This window comes from Saccharothrix lopnurensis (assembly GCF_042658445.1).
GTDB classification, from domain to species: Bacteria; Actinomycetota; Actinomycetes; order Mycobacteriales; family Pseudonocardiaceae; genus Actinosynnema; species Actinosynnema lopnurensis.
In genome coordinates, this window is sequence record NZ_JBHSQO010000004.1 from 275,167 (window position 1) to 300,900 (window position 25,734).

Sequence of the window (25,734 nt, forward strand, 5' to 3'; positions counted from 1 at the left end):
ACCGCCGGGAAGCCCGTCCGGCACCTCGCCGGGCGGGCTTCCGCACGTCCGGGGCGCGGCGCCCTGATCAGGAGCAGAGGCCCTCGTCACGGCCGTGGGTGGGCGCGTCGGGGAACCGGTCGGCGCTTCCCGGCGGGGTCGGGCACCAGGGACCCCGTGTCGCTGCCCGCCGCCCGCAGGGCGAAGGCGATCCGCCCCTTCGCGGCCCGGTCGCGGACGTCCCACACCTCCAGGTGCCGGCGGTCGGCGAGGACGAGGACCTCGTCCGGGTGACCCGGCCGGGGGAGCACCTCGACGTCGCCGTCCCGCTCGGGGCCCCGGGCGTCCAGGTCCAGCGGCGGGTCGACCGGGCCGGCCGGCCACCGGGTGAGCAGGCCCTCGCACACCGCGGTCACCTCCCGGTCGCCGGCGGAGAACAGGTCGACGCCCCACCGCTCCTGGTCGCGGGGGCGGTCGGGATCGGCCCGGGACGGGAGGCGGAGGGTCCGCACCGGCGTGAGGTCGGGCACCGAGTAGACCGTGACGCGGCCCGAGACCGCGACGGCCACCCGGCTGCCGTCCGCCGTGGGCGCGAAGGCCGGCCGGCCGAGGGGGACCGTCGGGTCGAGCACGTGCGGCGCGCCCCGGCGGGCGACCACCCGGCCGCCCGGGGCGAGGAGGAGCACCTCGTCCCCGACCACGTCGACCTCGTGCCCGCCGTCGCCGACCGGGGTGCCGGACGGGCGCCCGAGGTCGGGTGGGGCCCGCGGGGCGCGCAGCGCGACCACCGTGGTCCCGAAGGGCGCGGCCAGCAGGGGGCGGAACCGTCCGACCTCGGCGTGGCGGTCAGGTTCCCGATCACGCCGTCCGGCCCGCTCGGCGCCGTGACCACGTGCCTCCGGCCGGTCGCGAGGTCCAGCAGGACGAGGACCTCGTAGCGCCCGCTGCCGGAGGTGCTGCCCATCCGGTGCTCGACCACGTACCGGCCCGTGGTGTCGGCGTCGTCCAGGCGCGTGACCGCGCAGTCGGGCAGGTCGACGGTCCGCTGCCGCGCACCGGTCGCCGCGTCGAACACCTGGACCGCGGACCCGGCGCAGGTGAGCACGCTCGCGCCGCGACCGGCGACCACGGCCGAGTCGAAGCGGTGCCGCTCCCGACCCGTCTCCAGGTCGAAGACGATCACCTCGTCCGGGCCGAAGGCGTCCGAGACCACGAGGGACCGGCCGTCGGAGCCCAGCCGGAAGTTCGGACCTGCGCGGGGGCAGCCCGTCGGCGCGGACCTGGACCGGTTCGCGGCGCTCGACGTCCCACAGCCCGATCCGCCGGTCCTCGCCCAACGCGGCGAGCCGGCCGCCGTCGTGGTCCAGCGCCGCCGCGGTCGGTCCGGGCACGCCCTCGACCGACCACGGTCCGGGGTCGCCGTCGAGGGTGCCGGGCCAGACAGTCAGCACCGTCCCGCGCTCGGTGCCGGCCAGGGCCGCGGTGACCGGGCCGTCGGCGAACTGGTCGACGACCAGCACCAACCGGCCCACGCCGGCCGCGAGCGGGTCGGCCCACAGGCGCACCTCGTCGCGGTCGAGGCGGTCGGCGAGGTCCGCGCCGACCTCCGCGCGCACGGCGCTGAGCAGGCCCGCCACCGGCGACGTGTCCACGACCGGCCGGAACACCGCGACCCGCGCGCCCCCCGCCCGCAACCGGGGCACGAGCGCGGCGCGGACCAGCGAGGACTTGCCGCTGCCGGACGCGTCCGCCACCACGACCACGGGGTGGGCCGAGACCAGCTCCCGGAGCCGGGCGGCCTCGCGGTCCCGGCCGTGGAACAGGGCCGCGTCCTCCTCCCGGAAGGTCTCCAGCCCGCGGTAGGGGCGGAACCCGGGCGCGGGCGCGGGCCGGCCTGCGGGGGTGGGCCGGCCCGGCCGGCCGGGCCGAGCGCGGCCAGCTCGTCGACCAGCCGGGAGATGTCCCGGTCGTCGTTGCCGTGCCGCAGGCGCAGCACGTGGCTGCGGGCCAGCGCCCCGGTGCCCGGCGGCAGGTCGGCCTCGGCGGGCGGCTCCGCGCCGTCCAGCAGCACCGGGATCACCCGCACGCCCGAGGCGAGCGCGGTGGCGATCTCGTACCGGACCCAGTCGCCGGGTTCGTCGAGCCGCCGGCCGCGACCGTTGGACGCGGTCAGCCACCGGGGGCCGATCACCGCCGGCAGCACGTCGCCGCGGTCCAGCCACCGGTCGATCTGCTCGGTGAAGTCGTCGCCGGGCCGGATGGTCCGGCTGGCCAGGAACACGCGGTCCGCGCCGAACCGCGACTCCAGCTCGCGCGCGACCAGCGTGGCGGCCCAGTCGCCGTCACCGGTGCGGTAGCTGACGAACACCCCGTCCACGTTCGACCCCCCGGCCCAACCTGGCAGAGCGGACCGCCGCGGGCACGGGCGGTGACGGGGTCAGGCGCGCGCGGTGACCAGGCCCGACTCGTAGGCGGCGATCACCAGCTGCGCCCGGTCGCGGGCCTGGAGCTTGTGCAGCAGCCTGCCGACGTGGGTCTTGACCGTGCCGGTGGACAGGTGCAACTCCCGCATGATCTCGGCGTTGGACAGGCCGCGCGCGATCAGGGCCAGCACCTCCCGCTCCCGGTCGGTGACCCCGTCCAGCCGCACCGGGCGCGGTCGCGGCGCGCGGGCGAACTCGGCCACCAGGCGGCGCGTCACCGAGGGCGCCAGCAGGGCGTCGCCCGCCGCCACGACCCGGATCGCGGCCAGCAGGTCGGCGGGCGGCGTGTCCTTGAGCAGGAACCCGCTCGCGCCGGCCCGCAGCGCCGAGTAGACGTACTCGTCCAGGTCGAACGTGGTCAGGATGAGCACCCGGGCCGACGAGGAGGCGCTGATCTCGCGGGTGGCCGAGATGCCGTCCACGCCGGGCATCCGCACGTCCATCAGCACCACGTCCGGCGAGGTCGCGCGCACCACGGCCACCGCCTCGGCCCCGTCGCCGGCCTCGCCGACGACCCGCAGGTCCGGCGCGGAGTCCACCAGCACCCGGAAGCTGCCCCGCAGCAGGGCCTGGTCGTCGACCACCACCACGTCGGTCACCGCCACACCGTTCACCGCCACACCGTTCACCGCCACACCGCTCACCGCCACACCGTTCACCGCCACACCGCTCACCGCCACGTCGGTCACGACAGCGGCACCCGTGCCCGCACCGCGAACCCGCGCCCGGCCAGCGGCCCCGCCGAGAACGTCCCCCCGTACACCGCGACCCGCTCCCGCATCCCGATCAGCCCGTGCCCGCCACCGCCGCCGAGCACCCGCTCGCCGGGCCCGTCGTCCACCACCGAGATCGCCACCTCACCCCCCGACACCTCCACCGACACCGCGCAGGACGCGGGCGCCGCGTGCTTGACCACGTTGGTCACCGACTCCTGCACGATCCGGTACACGGTCAGCCCGAGCGCGTCGGGCACCGGGCCGCCGACCGACAGGTCCACCTCCACCCCGGCCAGGGACGCCCGCGTCACCAGCTCGGGCAGGTCCGACAGGCCGGGCATGGGCGCCAGCTCGGGCGCCGCGTCCTCGGCGCGCAGCACGCCCAGCAGCCGACGCATCTCCACCAGCGTGTCCCGGGACGCCGTCCCGATCACCCGCAGCGCCTCCCGGGTCTCCTCGGGGCGGCCCGGCCCGACGTGGGCGGCGATGCCGGCCTTGACCGCGATCAGGGTCAGGCTGTGCGCCACCACGTCGTGCAGCTCGCGGGCGATGCGCATCCGCTCCTCGGTGACCGCCCGCTCCGCCCGCTCCGCCGCCGCCCGCGCCTCGTAGGACCGCCGGACCCGCGTGGTGCGGCCCAGCGCCCAGGACGCGCCGACCAGCACCGACACGAACAGCACCAGCCCGAGGTCGTCGGGCCACGGCTCCGCGACGGCCACCGCCGGCGCCGCCGCGGCCAGCGACGCCGCCAGCGCCCCGACCGCGACCCGCCGCGGGCACAGCGCGGCCACCGAGTACATGACGAACGCCGTGGGCGCGTAGGGCTCCAGGGTGATGTGCGCGACCGTGGCCGCGCACTGCGCCGCCACCACGACCACCAGCGCCGCGAGCGGCCGGCGGCGGCGCACCGCCAGTGGCGCGCCGATCAGCACCGCCAGGGGGAGGCCGAGCCACGGCGGCGCGGGGCTCATCTCGACGAAGCCCAGGTACGTCGTGGTGACCACCACGGCGGCGAGCCCGTCCAACCCGTAGAGGTAGGCCGTCGGCAGGCGCAGCACGCGGGGGTCCACGGCCGGCACGGTATCCGGCCGGCGGGCCCCCGGCATCGGACTCCGGGCCGATCCCGGGGTGCGGACCCCGGTCCGATCCGCCGGGCGCGCCGGGCGCGCAGGCTCGTCACCGTGATCGAGACGAGACGGCTGACCAAGCGCTACGGGAAGACCCGGGCGGTGGACGAGCTCACCACGAAGGTCGAACCCGGCCACGTGACGGGCTTCCTCGGCCCGAACGGCGCGGGCAAGTCGACCACCATGCGGATGGTCCTCGGCCTGGACCGGCCGACCGGCGGCGAGGCCCTGGTCAACGGCCGCCGCTACGCCGAGCTGCGCAGGCCGGTCCACGAGGTGGGCGCGCTGCTGGACGCGGGCGCCGCGCACGGCGGCCGCACCGCCCGCGACCACCTGCGGGTGCTGGCCCGCGCCAACGGCATCGGCGACCGGCGCGTGGACGAGGTGCTGGAGCTGGTGGGCCTGGCGGGCGCGGCGACCCGGCGCGTCGGCGCGCTGTCGCTGGGCATGAGGCAGCGGCTCGGTGTCGCGGCGGCGCTGCTGGGCGACCCCGGTGTGCTGCTGTTCGACGAGCCGGTCAACGGCCTCGACCCCGAGGGCATCCGCTGGGTGCGCCACCTGATGCGCGACCTGGCCGCCGAGGGCCGCGCGGTCCTGGTGTCGAGCCACCTGATGGGCGAGATGGCGCTGACCGCCGACCGGGTGATCGTGATCGGCCGGGGCCGGCTGGTGCTGGAGGCGTCCGTGCGGGAGCTGCGGGCGCGGTTCCAGGAGGACGTGCTGGTCCGCTCGCCCGAGCGGGGCGAGCTGGGCCGGGTGCTGGAGGGGGCCGGCGCGTCGGTCGCCACCGAGGACGGCGCGCTGCTCGTGCGCGGCCTGGCCGCCGCCGACATCGCGGACCTGGCCGCGTCCCGGGGTCTGCCCGTGCACGAGCTGACCCCGCGCGGCGCGTCCCTGGAGGACGCCTACCTGCGGCTCACCGAGGACAGCGTCGAGTACCGCGCGAAGGAGACCGCCCGATGACCGACGTGCTCGGGTCGGAGCTGCTCAAGCTCCGCTCGGTGCGCTCCACCGCGTACCTGCTGCTGGCGATCGCGCTGCTGCTGGCGGTCGGCGTCGTGGTGTCGTACCTGATGACCGCCGACTGGGACGTGGCGCCGCCGGAGCGGCGGCAGCGGTTCGACCGCGCCGACCCGGCGGTGCCGCTGCTGCCGTTCGGGCAGTTCTGCCTGGGGGCGCTGGGCGCGCTGGCGATCACCGCCGAGCACGGCACCGGCATGATCCGCCCGGTGCTGGTGGGCGTGCCGCGCCGCGGGCGGCTGCTGGCGGCCAAGGCGGTCGTGGTGGCCGGCGTGTCGCTGGTCGTCGCGGCGGTGGCGAACCTGCTGGCCTACGTGGCGGGCGAGCTGATCACCGGGAACCGGCCGAAGCCGATCTCGGCGTACGACTCGTTCGGCGAGGCCCTGCCGACCCTGCTGGCGAACACCGCGTCGCTGGTGCTGGTCGCGCTGGTGGGGTTGGGGCTGGGCTTCGTGGTCCGGTCGACGGCGGGCGCGCTGGTGACCCTGTGCGGGCTGCTGTTCGTGCTGCCGGTGGTGGCGCTGCTGCTGCCGCGGCGGTGGGGCGAGCCGCTGTACTCGGTGCTGCCGCCGGTGCTGCCGCCGCAGTTGGCCGGGGCGGAGGGCTCGGTGCTGTCGCCGTCGGGGGCGGGGCTGGTGATGATCGCCTACGTGGTGGTGGCGCTGGGGGCGGGCGCGGTGGCGCTGGTCCGCCGGGACGCCTGAGGTCGGCGGGCGGTGACCGGTGGTCGCGGCGGTGACTACGGAGTGTCGCGAAGCGGTGCACTGCCCGTCCATCGCGGACGAGGTCCCGACGTGGGCGGGCCACGCCCGTCGAGCCGGGTTCCGCACGACCGTGCGACCACACGGGTGAGACGCGATGAGCGAAGAGGGACATCGACCGGACGACAACCGGCCGGAGCTGGTCGGAAGCGCCCACGACGTGGTCCAGGCGCGTGACGTCACCGGTGGCGTGCACCTCTACGGCCACGTGTCGAGGTTCCCGGGCCCACCGCCGCGCCGGCTCCCCGGGAACGCGCCGCGCTTCGTGAACCGCGTCGACGAGCCGGACCAGTTGGACGCCACGTCGGCCGAAGACGGGAACGGCGTCGTGATCGTGGTCGGCACGGCCGGCGTGGGCAAGACGTCGTTGGCCGTGCGCTGGGCGCACCGGATCAAGGACCGGTTCCCGGACGGTCAGCTCCACGTGAACCTGCGCGGCTGCGACCCGGCCGAGCCGGTGACGCCGGAACAGGCGCTGGACCGCTTCCTCCACGCCGTGCGCGCGGTGTTCGCCTGGTCCTACCGGGCCCTGCCCGACGAGGCGTCCGGACTGTTCCGCGTCCTGGGGCCGCACCCGGGCCCTCGCCGTCCACCGTGAGGTGAACGACGACCGGGGCGCGGTCGACGCCCTGGCGGACCTCGCCGTGGCGCTCCACCTCTCGGGCGACGCGGAAGCGGCTTCGGCGCGGTGGCGGAACGCGCTCGACCTCCTCGCCGCCCATCCCGACGACCCGGGCGTCGGCGCGTTGCGGGCGAACCCGAGGTGAGTTGGACGACAGCGGGTGGAACGACTTCATCCGCGCGAAGGTCGCGGACGGCGTCCGCCGGGACGAGGTCCACGTGTGCCGCGGACCGCTCACCGATCACGAGCGCTGGGCGCTGGAACGGCCGTGCGCCGACACCGAGCGAGCCGGGCAACGCCTGTACGTCCTGGACCTCGCGGAAGTGGCCGAACCGCCGGAACTGCCCGACTACGACTACTGGATGTACGACGAGTCCGCCGTGGTCCGGATGCTCTACGACGAGGACGGGAAACACCCGGGGCACGAGCGGTTGCCCGATGCCGAGGTGGCGGCCCACGTCGCCCACCGGAACGCGGCCGTCGCCGCGGCGACGAGTTGCCCGGAATACCGGGCGACCCACCCGGTGTACTGGCGCGAGAACCGGGCGCGCACCGGCGACCGGGCCGGCTGACCCGGTTCCGGGCCGGCGCGACCGGGTCGTCCGGGGGCGGCTGCGGGAATCGCCGGTTACCGTGTCCGGCGTGCCCGATTTCGCCCTAGGTCTCGCCGCCCTCGGCCGCCCCGCCTACATCAACCTCGGTCGCGACGGGGCGCTGCCCGCCGACCGGGACGTGGAGGCCATGCGCGAGCACTGCCACACCGTGCTGGACGCCGCCTACGAGGCCGGGGTGCGCCGGGTCGACGCGGCCCGCTCGTACGGCCGGGCGGAGGAGTTCCTGGCCGGGTGGCTCGACTCGCGCGGGCACCGCGACGTGCGGGTGTCGAGCAAGTGGGGGTACGCCTACGTCGGCGACTGGCGCGTGGACGCGGCCACCCACGAGGTGAAGGAGCACTCGCGGGAGCGGTTGGGGCGGCAGTGGGCGGAGACGCGGGACCTGCTCGGCGCGCACGTCGGTCTCTACCTGGTGCACTCGCTGACCGCGGACAGCCCGCTGTTCGGCGACCTGGACCTGCTGCTCGCGCTGGGGGAGCTGCGCGACTCGGGCGTCCGGCTGGGCTTCTCCACCTCCGGTCCGGAGCAGGCCGGGACGGTGCGCCGGGCGCTGGAGCTGGAGGTCGAGGGGCGCAAGCTGTTCGACGCGGTGCAGTCGACCTGGAACGTGCTGGAGACCTCGGTCGGGCCCGAGCTGGCGCGGGCGGCGGAGTCCGGGGTCGAGGTGTTCGTCAAGGAGTGCGTGGCCAACGGCCGCCTCGCGGTGGACCCGCCCGCGCGGGTGCGCGAGCTGGCCGGGCGGCACGGCGTGGGCCCGGACGCGGTCGCGCTGGCCGCGGTGCGGGCCCAGCCGTGGGCGGACGTGGTGCTGTCGGGCGCGGCGAGCGCCGACCAGCTGCGCGCCAACCTGGCGGCCCGCGAGGTGGAGCTGGACCCGGACGAGCTGACCGACCTCGCGGAGCCGCCCGAGCGGTACTGGGCTACCCGGGCGTCGTTGGCCTGGGACTGAGCCGCACCGAGCCGGAGTCCAGGTCGACCGGACCGCGCGGGGGAGCGCCGGACTCCTCGTCCTCGCCCAGCACGAGCGTGGTCTGCCGCTGCTCCGGCTCGACGCGCTTGCTCCCGTGCACCACCGCGGTGAACTCGTCGAACGCGGTCGTGCCGATCACCGGGTGCCCGCCCCGGCGGCGGCGGACCCGCCGCAGCAGCAGTTCGCCGCTCGCCGGCGCGATCAGCAGCACGGCGAGCCCGGGGATGGACAGGGCGAACGCCGGACCCACTCGAACCACCCCTTGACCAACGCCCGGCCGTCCGGCACCACCGGCCAGTCCGGGTCCTCCACCAGCGCGCGCACCTCCCCGACCTCCACCCACCCGCCCCACGCCACCTCTTCCGGCTGGTGGGTGAACGGCCCGTCGGTGCGCGTCTCGTAAACGTGCGCGACGTAGCGGATGGTTCCGTCGACGAACGTCGTGCGGAACCGGAACGCCGGCGTCGCGGTGACGCCCAGCTCCTCGGCCAGCTCGCGCGCGGCGCACTCGTCGGGCGTCTCGCCCGCCGCGACCACCCCGCCGCACGTGGGGTCGTAGAGGCCGGGGTAGACGTCCTTGGTGTCGGTGCGCCGGTGCACGTAGAGCCGCCGCCCGTCGAGCGACCGCACCACGATGGCCGCGCACGCGTGCCACAACCCCTCGGCGCGCACCCGCGCCCTCGTCGCCGCGCCGACGGGGTTGCCACCCCGGTCGACGAGCAGGACCTCCTCCAGGCTCATCCGGGAATCCTCCTGCGGTCGTACCGGCGCGTGCTACCCCGGGCCGACGCCCGCCGACGACCGCTGTTCCTACCGTCGTGCCGTTCTCGTCACGAGGAGGAGTTGTGCCCAGATCCCTGCGGCTCGCGGTCGCGGAGTTCCGCGACCGGCCCGGCCGCGCCGTGCTGCCCGGTGTCGCCCTGGTCGTCGGTGTCGCCTGCCTGCTGGCCGGGCTGGTGCTGAGCGACGCGATGGTGCGCGCGGTGGGCGACGGCGCGCCGGTGGTGCCCGCCGGGGTCGACCTGGTCGTCCGCGCGCAGCCCTACTCGGACGTGTCCCTCGACCAGTCGACCGCCGATCGGGTGGCCGCGGTGCCGGGGGTGACCGGGGTGCGGCAGGTCCGGCGGGTGCGCGTCGACCTGCTGCTGGACGGCCGCGCGGGCGACCGCCGCGCCGACGCGGACGTGGAGGTCGAGGGGGCGCGGCGGGTGCCGGTCCTGGAGGGCCGCCCGCCCGGCCCGGACGGCGAGATCGCGGTGGACCGCGTCACCGCCCACGAGCACGGCCTCGCGCCCGGCTCGCTCACGCGCGTGGCCGACGCGGCGGGCGACCCGGTGGACGTGGTGGTCCGGGGCATCACCCGGCGGGGCTCGGTCGCCGAGGAGCCCGTGATCGCCGTCGGCGAGGGCCTGGCCGCCCGGCTGGGGCCGGCGCAGGTCCTGTCGCTGCACGTCACCGGCGGCGACCGGGCCGCGGTGGCGGCGGCCGCGGGCGGGGGGTTCCGGGTGGACACCGCCGCCCTGGTCTCCGCCGAGCGGCCCGAGCAGGACCTCGCGGTCGTGCTGCTGCCGTTCAGCCTCCTGGCGCTGGCCACCTCGGTGTTCGTCGCCTCCGCCACCTACCGCGCGGTCTACCTCCAGCGGCAGCGCCACACCGCGCTGCTGCGCTGCCTGGGCGCCTTCCGGGGGTCACTCGTCCGGGCGAACTTGATCGAGGCGCTGCTGACCGGCGCGGTCGCGGGCGGGGTGGGCGCGCTGCTGGGCGGGGTGGTGGCGTGGCTGCTGGCCCGGCTGTTCGACGCCACCGGCCTGTCGGTGGTCCTGGGCGCGGTGGAGCTGAGCCCCGCGCTGCTCCCCACCGGGACCCACTTGCTGATCGGCGTGGCCACCGCGACCGCGCTCAGCGGGTTCGCCGCGGTCCGGCCCTCGCTCGCCGCCTCCCTGGTGCCGCCGCTGGCCGCGCTGCGCACCTCCGAGGGCCGGACGCCGGACCGCGCCGTGGTGCGCCGCCGCCGCGTGTTCGGTGTCGTGCTGGTGTCGCTCGCGGCGGTCCTGTCCGCGCTCGGCGTGCTGGCCCAGGGCTCCCTGGCGGCGATCTTCCTGGTCCTGTTCTCCGCCATCACCGGGGTGTTCGGGCTGTTCGGCGTGCTGGGACCGGTCGTGGTGCCCGGTCTGGGCCGCGTGTTCGGCTCGGTCGCGAGCCGCTTCGGGGGAGCGCAGTGGAGGCTGGCCGCGGCCGAGGTGCGGCGGGTGCCGCAGCGGTCGGCGTCGGTGGCCATGCCGCTGCTGCTGGCCGCCGCCATGGTCACCTTCTTCGCGGTCGCGGTCGGCTCGGCGCAGCGGGTGGAGGAGGAGTTCGACCGCGCGCCGCGACCGGACGCCGTGGTGACCGACGCGGGCGGGCGGCCGCTGGACGGCGCCGTGGGCGCGGCGGCGAACCGGCCGGAGGTGGCGGGCGCCGTCGTGCTGCACGGCGTGGAGGCCGACCGGCGCGACCCGGGCGGCGAGGCGTTCCCGGCGCGGGTCGCGGGCGCCGAACCGGGGCAGGTGCGCGACTACCTGGCGGCGCGGGCGACCCCCGTGGACCCCGGGCCCGGTGAGCTGCTGGTCTCCGACCGGTACGCCGAGCGCTCCGGGGCGCGGACCGGCGAGCCGTTCACCGTCGAGGGGCTGCCCGGCGGCCCGCGCACGGCCCGGGTCGCCGGCACCTTCGGCGACGAGCTGCTGGACGGCTTCGACCTGGTGGTGGCCGACCCGGGCCTGGCCCCGCCCACGCGGGTGCTGGTGGCGTTCGCGCCGGGCGCCGACCCGGCGGCCTACGAGGCGGCCGTGGAGGGCGCGCTGACCGCCTCGCCCACCGTCGTGGTGAACACCAGGGCCGAGGAGGGCGCGCAGGACCGGCGCTACCTCGACCTGGGCATCCTGCTGCTCATGGTGCTGCTGGGGCTGTCCGTCGCGGTCGCCGTGACCGGCATCGGGACGGCGTTGACGATCTCGGTGCAGGAGCGCCGCAAGGAGCTGGCGCTGCGCCGCGCCCTGGGCGTCACCCGGGGCGGCATCCAGGGCGGCGTGGTCGCCGAGGCGGTGCTGTTGTCGCTGGTCGGGGTGCTGGGCGGCGGGTTGTTCGGCCTGGTCTACGCCGAGCTGACGCTGGCCGCCGCGGGTCTGTTCGCGTGGCCCACCGCGGCCGTGGCGCCCCTGCTGGTCGGCGGCGTCGGGGTGGTGGCGCTGGCGGTGCTCGCGGCCCTCGGCCCGGCCCGCAACGCCTCCCGCATCCGGCCCGCCGCCGGGCTCGCCGCCGGCTGAAACGTGATCCCGGCCGGCAGCGCCGCGCCGGTGGTTGGTCGTAGGCTGCGACGTATGCGGCGGATCATGGGAACCGAGGTCGAGTACGGCATCGCGGTGCCGGGCGACGCGACGGCCAACCCGGTGCTCACCTCGACACAGGTGGTGCTGGCCTACGCGGCCGCCGCCGACGTGCCGAGGTCCCGCCGGGCGCGCTGGGACTACGAGGTGGAATCGCCGCTGCGCGACGCGCGCGGCTTCGACCTCGGCGCGCCCGGCGGCCACCACGGCGGCGACGGCGACGTCGAGGACCTGGGCGCGGCCAACGTCATCCTCACCAACGGCGCGCGCCTCTACGTCGACCACGCGCACCCGGAGTACTCGGCCCCCGAGGTCACCAACGCGCGCGACGCGGTGATCTGGGACAAGGCCGGCGAACGGGTGATGGAGGAGGCCGCGATGAAGGCGGCCACCGTGCCCGGCCAGCCCCGGCTCCAGCTCTACAAGAACAACGTCGACGGCAAGGGCGCCAGCTACGGCACCCACGAGAACTACCTGATGCGGCGCAGCACGCCGTTCACGGCGGTCATCGCGGGGCTGACGCCGTTCTTCGCCTCCCGCCAGGTCGTGGTCGGCTCCGGCCGGGTCGGCCTGGGCTCGGCGGGCGAGGAGGTCGGCTACCAGCTGTCCCAGCGCTCGGACTACATCGAGGTCGAGGTCGGCCTGGAGACCACGCTCAAGCGCGGCATCATCAACACCCGCGACGAGCCGCACGCCGACGCGGACAAGTACCGCAGGCTGCACGTCATCATCGGCGACGCGAACCTGGCCGAGTACTCCACCTACCTCAAGGTCGGCACCACCTCGCTGGTGCTGGACATGATCGAGGCAGGTCGTCGGTTCGACGACCTGCGGCTGCTGGAGCCGGTCCGGGCGGTGCACCAGATCAGCCACGACCCGACCCTGAAGACCCGGGTCGAGCTGACCGGCGGGCGCAAGTTCACCGGGTTGGACCTCCAGTTCGCCTACTACGAGCGCGCCTCGGAGTTCGTGGAGAAGGAGGGATACGGCGACCGCGACGTGCTGCGCGTGTGGGGCGAGGTGCTCGACGCGCTGGCCCGCGACCCGCAGGAGTGCGCCGACCGGCTCGACTGGGTGGCCAAGCTGCGGCTGCTGGAGGGCTACCGGTCCCGCGACGGCCTCGCGTGGGGCTCGCCGCGCCTGTCGCTGGTCGACCTCCAGTACTCCGACGTGCGGCTGGACAAGGGCCTGTACAACCGGCTGGTGGCGCGCGGCTCGATGAAGCGCCTGGTCGCCGAGGAGGAGGTGCGGGCGGCCGTGCTCGCGCCGCCGGAGGACACCCGCGCCTACTTCCGCGGCCGCTGCCTGGAGCGCTACCCGACCTCGGTGGCCGCCGCGTCGTGGGACTCCGTGATCTTCGACCTCGGTCGCGAATCGCTGGTCCGCATCCCCACCCTGGAGCCCCTGCGCGGGACGAAAGCCCACGTCGGAGCCCTGTTGGAGGCGTCGGAGACGGCCGAGCAGCTGGTGGAGGCGCTCACCAGGGGCTGATCAACGGACCCGAGTGGCGGCGCACAACGTCGGGCCCACTGGGTAATGTTGACCCCCCAGGGCCGAAAGGCGGGAGGAACGACATGTCCCAGGAACAGGTCCAGCGGCAAGGCGGCGGTGACGGCGACGAGAACGGCGACGGCGCGGCCGCCGCGGGTCAGGAGCGCCGCGAGAAGCTCGGTGAGGACGTCGACGCGATCCTGGACGAGATCGACGACGTGCTGGAGGAGAACGCCGAGGACTTCGTCCGCGCGTACGTGCAAAAGGGCGGCGAGTAAGCCGCAGGCGGGACAGGAGAAGAACGCACACATGGACAACAGCTCGACCGGGCACTACCCGGCCGCGTCGCTGCCCCCGGCCTACCTCAGGCCGGGGTCTTCGTCGTTCACCGACTTCCTCCGCGCGCAGGCGCCCGACCTGCTGCCCTCCGCCCGCAGGCTGCCCGAGGGCAGCACGGTCGAGGCGCCGCACGGCACCACCATCGTGGCGCTGACCTACCGCGGCGGCGTGGTCATCGCGGGCGACCGGCGCGCCACCATGGGCAACGTCATCTCCCAGCGCAACATGAAGAAGGTGTTCATCACCGACGACTACTCGGCGGTGGGCATCGCGGGCACGGCGGGCATCGCGGTGGAGATCGTCCGGCTCTACGCGGTCGAGCTGCGGCACTACGAGAAGATCGAGGGCGTCTCGCTGTCGCTGGACGGCAAGGCCAACCGGCTCTCGGCGATGATCAAGGGCAACCTGGACGCGGCCCTGGCGGGCCTGGCCGTGGTGCCGCTGCTGGCCGGCTACGACACCGCGGCCCCCGACCCGGAGCGCGCGGGCCGCATCATCTCCTACGACGTGACCGGCGGCCGGTTCGAGGACGCCCAGGGCTACCAGGCCGTGGGCTCGGGCTCGCTGTTCGCGAAGTCGGCGCTGAAGAAGCTGTTCGACCCGGACGCGGACGCCGAGACGGCCGCGCGGACCGCCATCGAGGCCCTCTACGACGCGGCGGACGACGACTCGGGCACCGGTGGCCCGGACGTGGTGCGCCGGATCTACCCCGTCGTGGTGACGATCTCGGCCGAGGGGGCGGCGCACCTGCCCGAGGAGCGCACCGCGACGCTGGCCGAGGCCGTCGTCGAGGGCCGCCGGACCAACCCGGCGGGCTGACGGCCGTGCAGAACCCCATTCCCACCCGTCGTCGAGTCCTGGAGCCGCACCGGTGACGATGCCGTTGTACGCCTCGCCCGAGCAGGTCCTGCGCGACCGCTCGGAGTACGCCCGGAAGGGCATCGCCCGCGGCCGGAGCGTCGTCGTGCTCCGGTACGCCGACGGCGTGCTGTTCGTGGCGGAGAACCCGTCCAGCACCCTGCACAAGGTGTCGGAGATCTACGACCGCATCGGCTTCGCCGCGGTCGGCCGGTACAGCGAGTTCGAGAACCTGCGGCAGGCGGGCATCCGGTTCGCCGACATCCGCGGGTACCAGAACGACCCGCGCGACGTGACCGGCCGGTCCCTGGCCAACGTGTACGCCCAGACCCTGGGCTCGATCTTCACCGAGCAGATCAAGCCCATGGAGGTCGAGATCTGCGTGGCCGAGGTCGGGCACACGCCGGAGCACGACACCCTGTACCGCCTCACCTACGACGGCTCGATCGTCGAGGAGCCGCAGTACTCGGTGATGGGCGGGCAGGCCGAGGCCACGGGCACCGCCCTGAAGGAGGTCTACGCCGAGGGCCTGGTCCTGGCCGACGCGGTGCGGGTGGCCGTGAAGGCCCTGAGCGCCGGCTCGACCAGCACCGGCAACGGCAACGAGCTCCTGGACGGCGCCAAGCTGGAGGTCGCGGTCCTGGAGCGCGACCGGCCGCGCCGGGCGTTCCGGCGCATCACGGGGGCCGCCCTGGCGGCCCTGCTGCCGGGTGAGCCGGAGCCGACGGCCGAGGCCGTCGAGGCCGACCGGGACAAGCCGGTCACGGACGTGAACCTGCCGCCGAACGACGACAAGGCGTAGGACCACGAGGCGGAGGACCACGAGGTTCGCCGAAGGCCCCCGGTTCAGCCGAACCGGGGGCCTTCGGCGCGGGTGGGCGGACCCGGGGGCCCGCCGAGGCGCCGTGCCCGCCCGACCGGGGCGGGCCGGAGCCGTCGAGCAGCTCCCCGGTCCCGGCCTCGGACCGCTCGTCCGGCTCCGCGAACACCGCGCGCCCCGCCCCGGTCGGCTGTGCCGATCACGCGGGTGTGGGCGCGGGTGAACGCGCGCACGTCCGCGACCGTCGTCGTCGACTTCCCCGACACAAATGTCGACTCCGTCAACCTCAGTCGTGCGGGCGGTAGATGCCGAGGGAGGCCGGCCGCGACCGGAACGCGAACCGCGACCCGGACGGGCCCACCTCGCCGTCGGTGGCGATCGCGACCTCCCCGTCGAGCACCCGCACGTCCAGCCACCGCGTCTCCGCGTGCCGGTAGGTGCGGCTGCGGTGCAGCGAGCCCAGCAGCGCCCCGGCGAAGAACCGCGTCCGGGACAGCCGCCGGTCGGCACGGACGCAGCGGACGTCGAGCAGGCCCGCGTCCAGCGCCGGGCGCGTGGTCGGCGCGAAGCCCTTCGGCCGGTACGGGCCGTTGCCGACGAACAGCAACCAGATCAGCAGCCGCTCGCCGTTCAGCTCCACGCGCAGCGGCCGGGACGTGCGCAGCACCCGGAACAGCGCGATCGCCGCCGCCGGCCACTTGCCCCACCGGCCCCGCAGCCGCTCGCGCAGCCGGACCAGGTCGGGGTAGCCGCCCAGGCTCGCGGTGTTGACGAACCACCGGGGCCCCGCGCCGTCCACCGAGACCGCCGCCAGGTCGACCAGCGCGCCGTCGCCGTCCGCGACCGCCCGCGCGCTGTCGGCCAGGCCGGTCACGCACACGTCCCGCGCGAAGTGGTTGAGCGTCCCGGCCGGGATCAGCACCAGGGGCAGCCGGTGGGCCACGGCCACCGCCGCGACCGCGGCCACCGAGCCGTCGCCGCCCGCCACGCCCAGCGCGCGCGGCGCGTGCCCGGCCACCACCCGGTCCAGGTCGCCGATGTCCACCACGACCGCCTTCGGCCACTCGCGCACGATCGCCCCGGTCTGGTCGACCCCGCCGAGCCCGGCGCCGGGGTTGACCACGACCACCAGCCCCTCGCCGTCGACCAGCGGTTCCAGCGCGGTGTGCTCGCGCGCCGACGCCGCGTCCGCCCGGTGCCGGGGCCACCAGCGCCGCGTGGCCAGGCCCGCGGCGATCCCGATCGCGGTGCCCGCGGCCACGTCGGAGGGCCAGTGCACGCCCGTGTGGACCCGCGAGTACGCCACCGCCGCCGCGACCGGCGCCACCGCCGCGCCCAGGGCGGGCGACTCCATGGCCAGCGCCGTGGTGAACGCCGCCGCCGACGCCGCGTGCCCCGAGGGGAACGAGGAGGACGTGGGCCTCTTGGTCAGCCTGCGCGTCTCGTGCAGCAGGTCCGCGGCGGGCCTGCGGCGCGGGAACAGCCGCTTGGCGACCAGGCTCGCGCTGAAGCTGGCCCCGCCGACGGCGGCCGCCCCGCGCAGCGCCGCGCGTCTGCCCACCCCCCTGCGCGAGGCCAGCGCACCCGCGATGACGAGCCACAACAAGCTGTGGTTCGCCGCTTTCGACAACCGCTTGAACCCGCGGTCCGCCGCGGTCCCGCGCAGGGCCGCGGACCGCCTCATCAGGGCCAGGTCCAGCCCGTTCACCCGTCGGAGCACACGAGAACGTTATCCAGTAATTGGCGTGCCGCCCGATTGGATCACTGAGGAAAGCGCCGGATGCGCCTACTGTTGAAGGATGCAGCGGCGGATCTTCGGCATTGAGACTGAGTTCGGGGTGACCTGCACCTTCCACGGGCAGCGCAGGCTGTCCCCGGATGAGGTCGCGCGGTATCTGTTCCGCCGGGTGGTCTCGTGGGGGCGTTCGTCGAACGTCTTCCTGCGGAACGGCTCTCGGCTCTACCTGGACGTGGGGTCGCACCCGGAGTACGCGACGGCGGAGTGCGACGACCTCGCGCAGCTCGTGACGCACGACAAGGCGGGTGAGCGGATCCTCGAAGACCTGCTCGTCGACGCCGAGCGCAGGCTCGCCGACGAGGGCATCGGGGGAGACATCTTCCTCTTCAAGAACAACACCGACTCCGCGGGCAACTCCTACGGCTGCCACGAGAACTACCTGGTCGCGCGGGCGGGGGAGTTCTCCCGCATCGCCGACGTCCTGCTGCCGTTCCTGGTGACCAGGCAGCTCATCTGCGGCGCGGGCAAGGTTCTCCAGACGCCGCGCGGCGCGGTCTACTGCCTGTCGCAGCGGGCCGAGCACATCTGGGAGGGCGTGTCCAGCGCCACCACCCGGTCCCGGCCCATCATCAACACCCGCGACGAGCCGCACGCCGACGCCGAGCGCTACCGCCGGCTGCACGTCATCGTGGGCGACTCGAACATGTCCGAGGTGACCACGCTGCTCAAGGTGGGCAGCACGAACCTGGTCCTGGAGATGATCGAGCAGGGCGTCCAGTTCCGCGACTTCAGCCTGGACAACTCGATCCGGGCGATCCGCGAGATCAGCCACGACCTCACCGGCCGCCGCACCGTCCGCCTGGCGGGCGGCAAGGAGGCGTCGGCGCTGGACATCCAGCGCGAGTACTTCGAGCGGGCCGTGGAGCACGTGGCCAAGCGGGCGCCGGACCCGATGGCCGAGCGGGTGCTGGAGCTGTGGGGCCGCACGCTGGACGCGGTCGAGGCGCAGGACCTGTCCAAGATCGACCGCGAGATCGACTGGGCCATCAAGCACCGGCTGATGGAGCGGTACCAGGCCAAGCACGACATGGACCTGTCCAACGCGCGCATCGCCCAGCTGGACCTCGCCTACCACGACATCCGGCGCGGCCGGGGCATCTTCGACCTGCTCCAGCGCAAGGGGCAGGTGGACCGGGTGACCGACGACGGCGACATCGAGGCCGCCAAGGACACCCCGCCGCAGACCACGCGGGCCAAGCTGCGCGGCGACTTCATCGCCGCCGCGCAGGCCGCGGGCCGCGACTTCACCGTGGACTGGGTGCACCTGAAGCTGAACGACCAGGCGCAGCGCACCGTGCTGTGCAAGGACCCGTTCCGGGCCGTGGACGAGCGCGTGGAGCGGTTGATCTCGTCCCTCTAGCGGTGTCGGCGGGGAGGGCCCTTCGCGAGGCTGACACCTCATGAAGAGCCTTCTCCCCGCCGTGGCCGCGCTCGTGGTCACCGCGGTCCTGACGCCCGCCGCGGTGGCGCAGGACCCCGTGGCGCAGGAATTCCCGGCGCGGGACGTGACCGCGCGGGATGTGACCACGCGGGAACCCACTGGGCGGGAACCCACTGGGCAGGAACCCACTGGGCAGGAACCCACCGCACAGGCCCTGACCTGGCAACTCCGGCCCACCGGGACCGACGCGCAGCTGCGCGGCCTGTCCGCGGTGAGCCCGCGCGTGGCCTGGGTCAGCGGCAGCCGGGGCACCGTGCTGCGCACCGCCGACGGCGGCCGGACCTGGGCGTCGGTCGCCCCGCCCGACACCGCCGACCTGGACTTCCGCGACGTCGAGGCGTTCGACGCGCGCACCGCCGTGGTCCTGTCGATCGGGCCGGGGGACAGCTCCCGCCTGTACCGGACCGCCGACGGCGGCCGGACCTGGGCGCTGACCTTCCGCAACACCGAGCCGGACGCCTTCTACAACTGCGTGGCGTTCTTCGACCGCTCCCGCGGCCTGGCCGTGGGCGACCCGGTGGCCGGGCGGTTCCGGGTGCTGGCCACGCGCGACGGCGGCCGGTCGTGGCACCCGGTGCCCGAGGACCGACTGCCGCCCGCGCTGCCCGGTGAGTACGGCTTCTCGGCGAGCGGGCAGTGCGTGGCCACCGCCGGGGCGCGGGACGCGTGGATCGCCACGGGCGGCGGCGAGCGGGCCCGCGTGCTGCACTCCGGCGACGGCGGCCGGCACTGGTCGGTGAGCGACACGCCGCTGGTCAGCTCCGGGTCGGCCGGGGTGTTCGCGGTGGCCTTCCGCACGCCCCGGCACGGCCTGGCGGTCGGCGGCGACTACCTGGAGCCCGACGGCGCGGGGACCAACGTGGCGCTGACCGCGGACGCCGGCCGCACGTGGACCGCGCCGGGTGCCCCGCCCGCCGGCTACCGCTCGGGCGCGGCCTGGTGGGGTCCGGCGGTGCTCGCGGTGGGGCCGACGGGCAGCGACGTCAGCCCGGACGGCGGCCGGCACTGGCACCGGTTCGACGCGGGCAGCCTCGACACCGTCGACTGCACGGGCCACCCCCGGTCGGGCTCCTGCTGGGCGTCGGGGGCGAGGGGGCGCGTCGGCGTGCTGACCTGGCGTTAGGTCGGAACTCCCGGACCCGAGCCCTCGGACCACGAGCCCCGGACCACCAGGTCCGGGGCTTCTTCCGGCCATATTGACAAAACAGATTTTTACGTACAACATGATTTTTGCGATGAGAGACGTCCTGTACCTGGAGCAGATCGAGCAGGCCGAGGCCCTGCTCAAGCCGCAGCGCGTCGACGTGCTGCGGCAGCTGGCCGAGCCGCGTTCGTGCACCGAGGTGGCGGCCGTGCTCGGCCAGACCCCGCAGCGGGTCTACTACCACGTGAAACGCCTGGTGGAGGCCGGTCTGGCGGCCCAGGTCGACCAGCGGCGGGTGCGCGGCATCACCGAGGGCGTCTACCAGGCGGCGGCCCGCTCCTACTGGCTGTCGCCGGAGCTGGTCGGCCGCCTCGGGCCGCGCCGCGCGCGCGACGAGCTGAGCCTGGGCCACCTGCTCGACCTGGCCGAACGCGTCCAGGCCGACATCGCCGCCCTGGACCGCGCCCGGCCCGAGCTGCCCTCGCTGGGGGTGTCCGGCGAGATCCGGGTGCGGCCCGAGCAGCGGCAGCTGTTCTTCGACGAGCTCAAGACCACGCTCCAGGACCTGTTCAGCCGCTACGGCGGCGCGGAGGGCGACGCCTTCCGCCTGGCCGTGGCCTGCTACCCGAACCACCCCGACCAAGAGGGGGAAGACCGATGAGCGAGACCGTGGTCCTCCGCGTCCGCACCGCCGCCGCGCCCGAGCGCGTCCGCCGGGCGCTGACCGACGCCGCCGAACTGCGCGTTTGGCTGACCGAGCACGCGGAGGCGGACCTGCCCGACCGGTGGCGGTTCTGGGGCCGCCACACCCCCGAGGGCGACGAACCGCGCCAGGTCCTGGAGCACGTCGACGACTCGTCGCTGGCGTTCCGCTGGACCATCGGCGGCGAGGAGACCTCGGTCGAGCTGCGGTGGGCCGCCGAGGACGGCGGCACCCTGGTGTCGGTGTCGCAGAGCCACTTCCCCGGCTGGGCGGAGGCGGTCGCCGAGACCGGCGTCCTGGCCTGGCTCTACACCTTCTGGACGATCTCGCTGGCCAACCTCGTCGACCACGTCGAGGGCCGCCCGATCACCGCGAGGATCGACTACACCACGCACGAGATGCGCGTGGACGTGGTCGTCGACGCCCCCGCCGAGGCCGTCGGGCGCTCGCTGGTGGACCCCGGCCAGTACTCGCGGTGGTTCGGCGCGAAGGTCGACATCGAGCCCTGGGACGGCGGCCGGTTCGCCATGGGCGGCTTCGACGCCGACGACGACCCCGGCCGGGTGGTCGGCTACGAGCCGGGCCGGCGCATGGGCATCGAGTGGGACGGGCTGGTCGCCGGCTGGGAGCTGGCGGAGTCCGGCGGGCGCACCCGGCTGACGTTCGTGCAGAGCGGGTTCGTCGAGGGCCGGCCGCCCTACGGCGCCTGGGCCGGCTGGCTGGCGGGCCTGGCGGGCCTGCGCCGGTTCCACGAGCTGCCCGACTGGCGGCCCATCTGGGTGGAGTCGGACGTGCCCGGCCTGCCCGAGGACGTGCTGGTGGAGCGCTGAGCGCCCGGCCGGCCCGGGTGAAAGGACCGTTCACCCGGGCCGGCCGGCGGGTGCGCCGTCACCCGGCCGGCGATCGGGGTTAGGGTTCTCCGGTGGCCATCGCCCGTGCCGAACGGCTCGTCAACCTGGTGCTCTGCCTGCTGTCGACCCGGCAGTACCTGACCGCCGAGCGCATCCGCGCCATCGTCCCCGGCTACGCCGACGCCGCGACGGACGAGGCGTTCTTCCGCATGTTCGAACGCGACAAGACCGAGCTGCGCGACCTCGGCGTGCCCCTGGAGACGGGCCGCAGCACGGCCTTCGACACCGTCGACGGGTACCGCATCGCGCGCCGCGACTACGAGCTGGGCGACATCGACCTGGAACCCGACGAGGCGGCCGCCGTGGCGCTGGCCGCCCGCCTGTGGGACTCGCCCCAGTTCACCGGCGCCGCCCACGGCGCGCTGATCAAGCTCCGGGCCGCGGGCGTCGACGTCGACCAGGACGTGGCCGTGCCGGTCGAGCCGAAGGTCCGCACCAGCGAGCCCGCGTTCCCGCCGCTGCTGGCCGCGGTGCGGGAGGGGCGCGTGGTCGAGTTCGACTACCGCAAGACCTCCTCGGTCGGCGCCCAGCGGCGCACCGTGGAACCGTGGGGCGTGGTCGCCTGGCGCGGCCGGTGGTACGTCGTCGGCCAGGACCGCGACCGGGACGCGCCCCGCTGCTTCCGGCTGTCCCGGATCGTCGGCGACGTCCTCCCGGTCGGCAAGCCCGGCGCGGTGCGCCCGCCCGAGCAGGTCGACCTGCTGTCGTTCGTGGCCCGCAACCAGCCCGCCCCCGACCAGACCGCGACCACGGCCAGGCTGTGGGTGGCCAAGGGCCGCGGCCAGGGCCTGCGCCGCCGGGCCCGGCTGGTCGGCGAGCAGGAGTTCGACGGCGAGCCCGGCGACCTGCTGGAGGTGCGGCTGCGCTACCCGGACTCGGCCGCCACCTGGGTCGCCGGCTTCGGCGCGGACGTGGTGGTGCTGGAGCCGGACGTGCTGGCCAAGACCGTGCGGGAGAAGCTGCTGGGCGCGCTGCGCGGGGCGGGGGTGCGCGCGTGACCGCCTCCACCGACCGGCTGCCCCGGCTGCTCGCCCTGGTGCCCTACCTGCTGGCCCGGCCCGGCGTCCCGATCGACGAGGTCGCCGAGGACTTCGAGGTCACGCCCAAGCAGGTCCGCAAGGACCTGGAGCTGCTGTGGATGTGCGGCCTGCCCGGCTACGGCCCCGGTGACCTGATCGACCTGTCCTTCGAGGGCGACACGGTCACCGTGACCTTCGACGCGGGCATGAGCCGCCCGCTGCGGCTGACCGCCGCCGAGGCGACGTCGCTGCTGGTGGCGCTGCGGGCGCTGGCCGACACGCCGGGCGTGGCCGACCAGGACGCCGTGCAGCGGGCCGCCGCCAAGATCGAGGCCGCGGTGGGTCAGGCGCGGCCCGCCGGCGTGGCCGTGGGCCTGGCCGTCCGGGAGGCGCCGGAGACCGCCCGCGTGCGCGACGCGGTGTCGGACGGCCTGCTGCGCAAGCGCGCCCTGCACCTGCGGTACTACACCCCCTCGCGCGACGAGATCAGCGAGCGGGTCGTGGACCCGATGCGGATCCTGCTGGTCGAGGGGCGCGGCTACCTGGAGGCGTGGTGCCGCGCGGCCGACGGCGTGCGGCTGTTCCGCCTCGACCGGATCGACGCGGTCGAGGTGCTCGACGAGCCCGCCGCGCCGCCGCCGCACGCCACGCCCACCGACACCTCGGAGGGGCTGTTCCAGCCCGACCCGTCGCAGCGCACGGCCGCCCTGGTGCTCGAACCGGACGCCCGCTGGGTGTCGGAGTACTACCCGACGGACGGCCTGGTCGAGCTGGGCGACGGCCGCGCCCGGGTGCTCATGCGGTACGCCGACACCGCCTGGATGGTGCGGCTGCTGCTCGGCCTGGGCGGCGAGGTGCACGTGGAGGGACCCCCCGACCTGGTGGCGGCGGTCACCCGGCAGGCCGAGGCGGCGTTGCGCCGGGCGGATCACCTCCCGGCAACCTAGGCCCGATACGGTGGGGTCGTGCCGTACCTGCCGACCCTGCTCCTGATCGCCCTCGGTCTCGTCGTGCTCGTCGCGGTGGTGGCCCGGGTCGTCGGGTCGTTGCGCCGCTTCCGCGCGGCAAGCACCCTGGTGGGTGACAGGGTCGGCGACGGCGCGGGCCTGCTGCGGGCGCGGTTCGCCGCGCTCGGGGTGGCCCTCGCCGAACGGCGTCCGGATCGAGCCCGCCAGGGCGAGCCCCGCGTACCATCGGTGGACCTGGGGAGACAGGAGGACAACCGTGCCCAACCTCGGACCTACCGAGCTGATCATCATCGCGTTGGTGATCATCCTGCTGTTCGGTTGGAAGAAGCTGCCCGACATGGCCCGCTCGCTCGGCCGTTCGGCGAAGATCCTCAAGGCGGAGACCAAGGGGATGCGCAGCGAGGATGAGCAGGCGGCCCAGGCGCCCGCGCAGCAGCCGGTCCAGCAGCTGCCGCCGGCCCAGCCGCAGGTCGCCCAGCCGCCCGTCGCCCAGCCCGTCGTCGCGCAGCCGGTGGCGCAGCCCGTGGCCCAGCCGCCCGTCGCGCAGCCGGTGCAGCAGCCCCAGGTGGCGCCCCCGATCGAGCAGGGCCAGAACACCCAGAACAGGCAGAGCACCAACTAGAGCCGAAGGACGGTCCGCGCGGTGGGGGCAAGTCCGGTCCGGTGGTGGTCCCAGCGCCGGGACCGCCGCAAGCTGACGAGCCGTCGGGGCAACCCCGACGGCACGATGTCGCTGAAAGACCACCTGTACGAGCTGCGGCGCAGGCTGGGCTGGTCCCTGCTGTTCATCTCGGGCGGCGCGGTCTTCGGCTTCATCTGGTGGGGCTGGGACATCGCCGGTCCGGTGACGAGCCTCGGCGAGATCATCACCACCCCCTACTGCGCCATCCCCGAGGACCAGCGGCTGACCCAGGTCGGCCAGGGCTGCCAGCTGTTGCAGACCCAGCCGTTCGAGGTCTTCATGATCCGGCTGAAGGTCGGCACCGGCGTCGGCATGGCGCTGACCGCCCCGCTGTGGCTGTACCAGGTGTGGCGGTTCATCTCGCCGGGCCTGTACGCCAAGGAGCGGCGCTTCGCGCTGACCTTCGTGTCGATCGCCTCGGTGCTGTTCGTCGCGGGCGCCACGCTCGCGTTCTTCGTCGTGCCGCAGGGCCTGGTGGTGCTGGTCGGCTTCGGCGACGGCCAGTTCATCACCGCCCTGACCGCGGGCGACTACGTCAGCTTCCTGCTGGCGCTGCTGTTGATCTTCGGCGTGAGCTTCGAGCTGCCGCTGGTCGTGGTGATGCTCAACCAGATCGGCGTGCTGCCCTACGAGAAGCTGAGCAAGTGGCGGCGCGGCATCATCTTCGGCCTGTTCATCTTCGCCGCGGTCGCCACCCCGGGCACCGACCCGATCTCGATGGTGGCGCTGGCGGTGGCGCTGACGCTGCTGTTCGAGCTGGCCATCCAGATCTCCCGGATCCACGACCGGCGGGCCGCGCGCAAGCGCGGTGAGCTGGGCTGGGACGACGTGCCCGACGACGAGGCGGCCCCGTTCGACTACACGCCCTCCCCGATCGAGGAGCCCGAGCCGGTGCCCGCGCCCGAGCCGGTGCCCGCGCCGGAACCGCAGCGGGTGCGCTACGACGACGCCACCTGATCGGGGTAGGTCCGGGCCCGGTTTTCCGTAGGCTCCCCGGCCATGACGACGACGTCGACGCGGGCGACCCTGCTGGTGTGCCCCGCCTCGGGCAAGGGCAGGGCCGCGCGTGTGGCGGGCTCGGTGGCGGCCGCGCTGCGGGAGGTGGTCGACCACCTCGACCTGCGCGTGGCGGACTCGGCCGACGGCACCGCCCGGCTGGCCCGCGAGGCGGTCGCGGACGGGGTGGACGTGCTGGTCGTGCTCGGCGGCGACGGCGCCGCCCACCTGGGCGTGCAGGCGTGCGCGGGCACGTCCACGGCGCTGGCCGTGGTGCCCGCCGGCACCGGGAACGACCTGGCCACCGCCCTGGGCGCGGTGTCCGCGGACGACGTGGTGGCCGCGCTGCGCGCCGGCGCGCGCCGGCCGCTGGACCTGGGTCGGGTGGCCGGCGGTCCGTGGTTCGCGACGGTGCTGTGCGCGGGTTTCGACTCGGCGGTCAACGAGCGGGCGAACGCGATGCGCTGGCCCTCCGGCCCGCGGCGCTACGACCTGGCGATCCTCGCCGAGCTGGCCGCGCTGCGCGCCCGGCCGCTGGTCGTGGAGACCGAGGACCGGGTGGTGGAGCTGGACGCGCTGCTGGTCGCGGTCGGCAACACCACCAGCTACGGCGGCGGCATCCCGGTGTGCCCGGACGCCTCGCCCGCCGACGGGCTGCTGGACCTGACCGTGGTGACCGCGTCGCCCCGGCGGACCCTGCTGCGGATGCTGCCCACGCTGCGCACCGGGCGGCACGTCGACCACCCGGCGGTGCGCACGTTCCGGGCCCGGTCGGTGCGGCTGTCCGGGCCGCCCTGGGTGGCCTACGCGGACGGGGAGCGGCTGCGCGAGGTGCCGCTGGGGGAGGCGCCGCTGGAGGTGGAGTGCGTGCCGGGCGCCCTGACGGCGGTCGGCGCCCCTCGCTGAG

General features: G+C 75.1%; 27 protein-coding genes and 1 pseudogene. 21 read left to right on the forward strand and 7 right to left on the reverse strand.

Annotation, left to right across the window (positions count from 1 at the left end; translation table 11 throughout):
- Nucleotides 1–86: 86 nt before the first annotated feature.
- From ACFP3R_RS06465 to ACFP3R_RS06480, 4 genes and pseudogenes are all read right to left on the reverse strand, one after another.
- Nucleotides 87–2,105, reverse strand: coding sequence for an nSTAND1 domain-containing NTPase (locus ACFP3R_RS06465; RefSeq protein ID WP_380633830.1), 2,019 nt, complete (start codon nt 2,103–2,105; stop codon nt 87–89).
- A pseudogene (locus ACFP3R_RS06470) lies at nt 1,988–2,356 on the reverse strand (toll/interleukin-1 receptor domain-containing protein); the annotation flags it as partial. The pseudogene ACFP3R_RS06470 and the gene ACFP3R_RS06465, both read right to left, overlap by 118 nt.
- A gap of 60 nt (nt 2,357–2,416) precedes the next feature.
- Nucleotides 2,417–3,061 (reverse strand): response regulator, encoded by a 645-nt coding sequence (locus ACFP3R_RS06475; RefSeq protein ID WP_380633831.1) that lies wholly within the window; start codon nt 3,059–3,061, stop codon nt 2,417–2,419.
- A gap of 86 nt (nt 3,062–3,147) precedes the next feature.
- Nucleotides 3,148–4,248 carry a sensor histidine kinase gene (locus ACFP3R_RS06480; RefSeq protein WP_380633763.1) on the reverse strand — a complete coding sequence of 367 codons (1,101 nt, stop codon included), beginning with the start codon at nt 4,246–4,248 and terminating at the stop codon, nt 3,148–3,150.
- 111 nt (nt 4,249–4,359) lie between these two features.
- Here ACFP3R_RS06480 and ACFP3R_RS06485 point away from each other — a divergent pair, with 111 nt between their 5' ends.
- From ACFP3R_RS06485 to ACFP3R_RS06510, 6 genes are all read left to right on the forward strand, one after another.
- Nucleotides 4,360–5,268: an ABC transporter ATP-binding protein gene (locus tag ACFP3R_RS06485; RefSeq protein WP_380633765.1), complete on the forward strand. Its 909-nt coding sequence runs from the start codon at nt 4,360–4,362 to the stop codon at nt 5,266–5,268.
- A complete protein-coding gene (locus ACFP3R_RS06490) occupies nt 5,265–6,029 on the forward strand; it encodes an ABC transporter permease (protein ID WP_380633767.1) in 765 nt (254 codons plus the stop codon). Before ACFP3R_RS06485 ends, ACFP3R_RS06490 begins: the two co-directional genes overlap by 4 nt.
- 154 nt (nt 6,030–6,183) lie before the next feature.
- Nucleotides 6,184–6,684, forward strand: a complete 501-nt coding sequence (locus ACFP3R_RS06495; RefSeq protein WP_380633769.1) for a hypothetical protein — start codon at nt 6,184–6,186, stop codon at nt 6,682–6,684.
- Between the two features lies 1 nt (nt 6,685).
- A complete protein-coding gene (locus ACFP3R_RS06500) occupies nt 6,686–6,853 on the forward strand; it encodes a hypothetical protein (RefSeq protein WP_380633771.1) in 168 nt (55 codons plus the stop codon).
- Between the two features lies 1 nt (nt 6,854).
- Nucleotides 6,855–7,280 carry a DUF6879 family protein gene (locus tag ACFP3R_RS06505; RefSeq protein ID WP_380633773.1) on the forward strand — a complete coding sequence of 142 codons (426 nt, stop codon included), beginning with the start codon at nt 6,855–6,857 and terminating at the stop codon, nt 7,278–7,280.
- Between the two features lie 70 nt (nt 7,281–7,350).
- Nucleotides 7,351–8,271, forward strand: coding sequence for an aldo/keto reductase (locus ACFP3R_RS06510; protein ID WP_380633775.1), 921 nt, complete (start codon nt 7,351–7,353; stop codon nt 8,269–8,271).
- On the opposite strand, the gene ACFP3R_RS06515 is transcribed toward ACFP3R_RS06510, so the two are convergent.
- The gene (locus tag ACFP3R_RS06515) at nt 8,243–8,542 is read right to left on the reverse strand and encodes a DUF6191 domain-containing protein (protein WP_380633777.1); all 300 of its coding nucleotides are present in this window, start codon (nt 8,540–8,542) and stop codon (nt 8,243–8,245) included. The two genes, ACFP3R_RS06510 and ACFP3R_RS06515, sit on opposite strands and share 29 nt — an antisense overlap.
- Nucleotides 8,494–9,033 (reverse strand): NUDIX hydrolase, encoded by a 540-nt coding sequence (locus ACFP3R_RS06520; protein ID WP_380633779.1) that lies wholly within the window; start codon nt 9,031–9,033, stop codon nt 8,494–8,496. Before ACFP3R_RS06520 ends, ACFP3R_RS06515 begins: the two co-directional genes overlap by 49 nt.
- Before the next feature lie 104 nt (nt 9,034–9,137).
- On the opposite strand from ACFP3R_RS06520, the gene ACFP3R_RS06525 reads away from it, so the two are divergent.
- The 5 genes from ACFP3R_RS06525 (at nt 9,138) to prcA (ending at nt 15,147) form a co-directional block, all read left to right on the forward strand.
- The gene (locus ACFP3R_RS06525) at nt 9,138–11,597 is read left to right on the forward strand and encodes an FtsX-like permease family protein (RefSeq protein ID WP_380633781.1); all 2,460 of its coding nucleotides are present in this window, start codon (nt 9,138–9,140) and stop codon (nt 11,595–11,597) included.
- A gap of 54 nt (nt 11,598–11,651) precedes the next feature.
- A complete protein-coding gene (dop, locus tag ACFP3R_RS06530) occupies nt 11,652–13,148 on the forward strand; it encodes a depupylase/deamidase Dop (RefSeq protein WP_380633782.1) in 1,497 nt (498 codons plus the stop codon).
- An 83-nt stretch (nt 13,149–13,231) separates the two neighbouring features.
- Nucleotides 13,232–13,426 carry a ubiquitin-like protein Pup gene (locus tag ACFP3R_RS06535; protein ID WP_344038073.1) on the forward strand — a complete coding sequence of 65 codons (195 nt, stop codon included), beginning with the start codon at nt 13,232–13,234 and terminating at the stop codon, nt 13,424–13,426.
- A gap of 31 nt (nt 13,427–13,457) precedes the next feature.
- The gene (gene prcB / locus ACFP3R_RS06540) at nt 13,458–14,306 is read left to right on the forward strand and encodes a proteasome subunit beta (protein ID WP_380633785.1); all 849 of its coding nucleotides are present in this window, start codon (nt 13,458–13,460) and stop codon (nt 14,304–14,306) included.
- A 52-nt stretch (nt 14,307–14,358) separates the two neighbouring features.
- Nucleotides 14,359–15,147 carry a proteasome subunit alpha gene (prcA, locus tag ACFP3R_RS06545; protein WP_380633786.1) on the forward strand — a complete coding sequence of 263 codons (789 nt, stop codon included), beginning with the start codon at nt 14,359–14,361 and terminating at the stop codon, nt 15,145–15,147.
- A 304-nt stretch (nt 15,148–15,451) separates the two neighbouring features.
- On the opposite strand, the gene ACFP3R_RS06550 is transcribed toward prcA, so the two are convergent.
- Nucleotides 15,452–16,885, reverse strand: a complete 1,434-nt coding sequence (locus tag ACFP3R_RS06550) for a bifunctional phosphatase PAP2/diacylglycerol kinase family protein (RefSeq protein ID WP_380633788.1) — start codon at nt 16,883–16,885, stop codon at nt 15,452–15,454.
- Between the two features lie 79 nt (nt 16,886–16,964).
- On the opposite strand from ACFP3R_RS06550, the gene pafA reads away from it, so the two are divergent.
- The 10 genes from pafA (at nt 16,965) to ACFP3R_RS06600 (ending at nt 25,733) form a co-directional block, all read left to right on the forward strand.
- The gene (gene pafA / locus ACFP3R_RS06555; protein ID WP_380633790.1) at nt 16,965–18,323 is read left to right on the forward strand and encodes a Pup--protein ligase; all 1,359 of its coding nucleotides are present in this window, start codon (nt 16,965–16,967) and stop codon (nt 18,321–18,323) included.
- A gap of 40 nt (nt 18,324–18,363) precedes the next feature.
- Entirely contained in the window at nt 18,364–19,527 is a 1,164-nt protein-coding gene (locus ACFP3R_RS06560; RefSeq protein ID WP_380633792.1) for a WD40/YVTN/BNR-like repeat-containing protein, read from the forward strand.
- 112 nt (nt 19,528–19,639) lie between these two features.
- Entirely contained in the window at nt 19,640–20,209 is a 570-nt protein-coding gene (locus ACFP3R_RS06565; protein WP_380633794.1) for a helix-turn-helix domain-containing protein, read from the forward strand.
- Nucleotides 20,206–21,081, forward strand: coding sequence for an SRPBCC family protein (locus tag ACFP3R_RS06570; protein WP_380633796.1), 876 nt, complete (start codon nt 20,206–20,208; stop codon nt 21,079–21,081). Before ACFP3R_RS06565 ends, ACFP3R_RS06570 begins: the two co-directional genes overlap by 4 nt.
- Nucleotides 21,082–21,173: 92 nt before the next feature.
- Nucleotides 21,174–22,160 carry a helix-turn-helix transcriptional regulator gene (locus ACFP3R_RS06575; protein WP_380633798.1) on the forward strand — a complete coding sequence of 329 codons (987 nt, stop codon included), beginning with the start codon at nt 21,174–21,176 and terminating at the stop codon, nt 22,158–22,160.
- A complete protein-coding gene (locus ACFP3R_RS06580) occupies nt 22,157–23,128 on the forward strand; it encodes a helix-turn-helix transcriptional regulator (RefSeq protein ID WP_380633799.1) in 972 nt (323 codons plus the stop codon). The genes ACFP3R_RS06575 and ACFP3R_RS06580 overlap by 4 nt, the downstream gene beginning before the upstream one ends.
- An 18-nt stretch (nt 23,129–23,146) precedes the next feature.
- Nucleotides 23,147–23,557, forward strand: a complete 411-nt coding sequence (locus ACFP3R_RS06585) for a bacteriophage holin (RefSeq protein ID WP_380633801.1) — start codon at nt 23,147–23,149, stop codon at nt 23,555–23,557.
- Nucleotides 23,439–23,771, forward strand: a complete 333-nt coding sequence (gene tatA / locus ACFP3R_RS06590) for a Sec-independent protein translocase subunit TatA (protein WP_380633833.1) — start codon at nt 23,439–23,441, stop codon at nt 23,769–23,771. The genes ACFP3R_RS06585 and tatA overlap by 119 nt, the downstream gene beginning before the upstream one ends.
- A gap of 105 nt (nt 23,772–23,876) precedes the next feature.
- Nucleotides 23,877–24,788: a twin-arginine translocase subunit TatC gene (gene tatC, locus ACFP3R_RS06595; protein WP_380633834.1), complete on the forward strand. Its 912-nt coding sequence runs from the start codon at nt 23,877–23,879 to the stop codon at nt 24,786–24,788.
- 42 nt (nt 24,789–24,830) lie between these two features.
- Nucleotides 24,831–25,733, forward strand: a complete 903-nt coding sequence (locus tag ACFP3R_RS06600) for a diacylglycerol/lipid kinase family protein (RefSeq protein ID WP_380633803.1) — start codon at nt 24,831–24,833, stop codon at nt 25,731–25,733.
- Nucleotide 25,734: the final 1 nt, after the last annotated feature.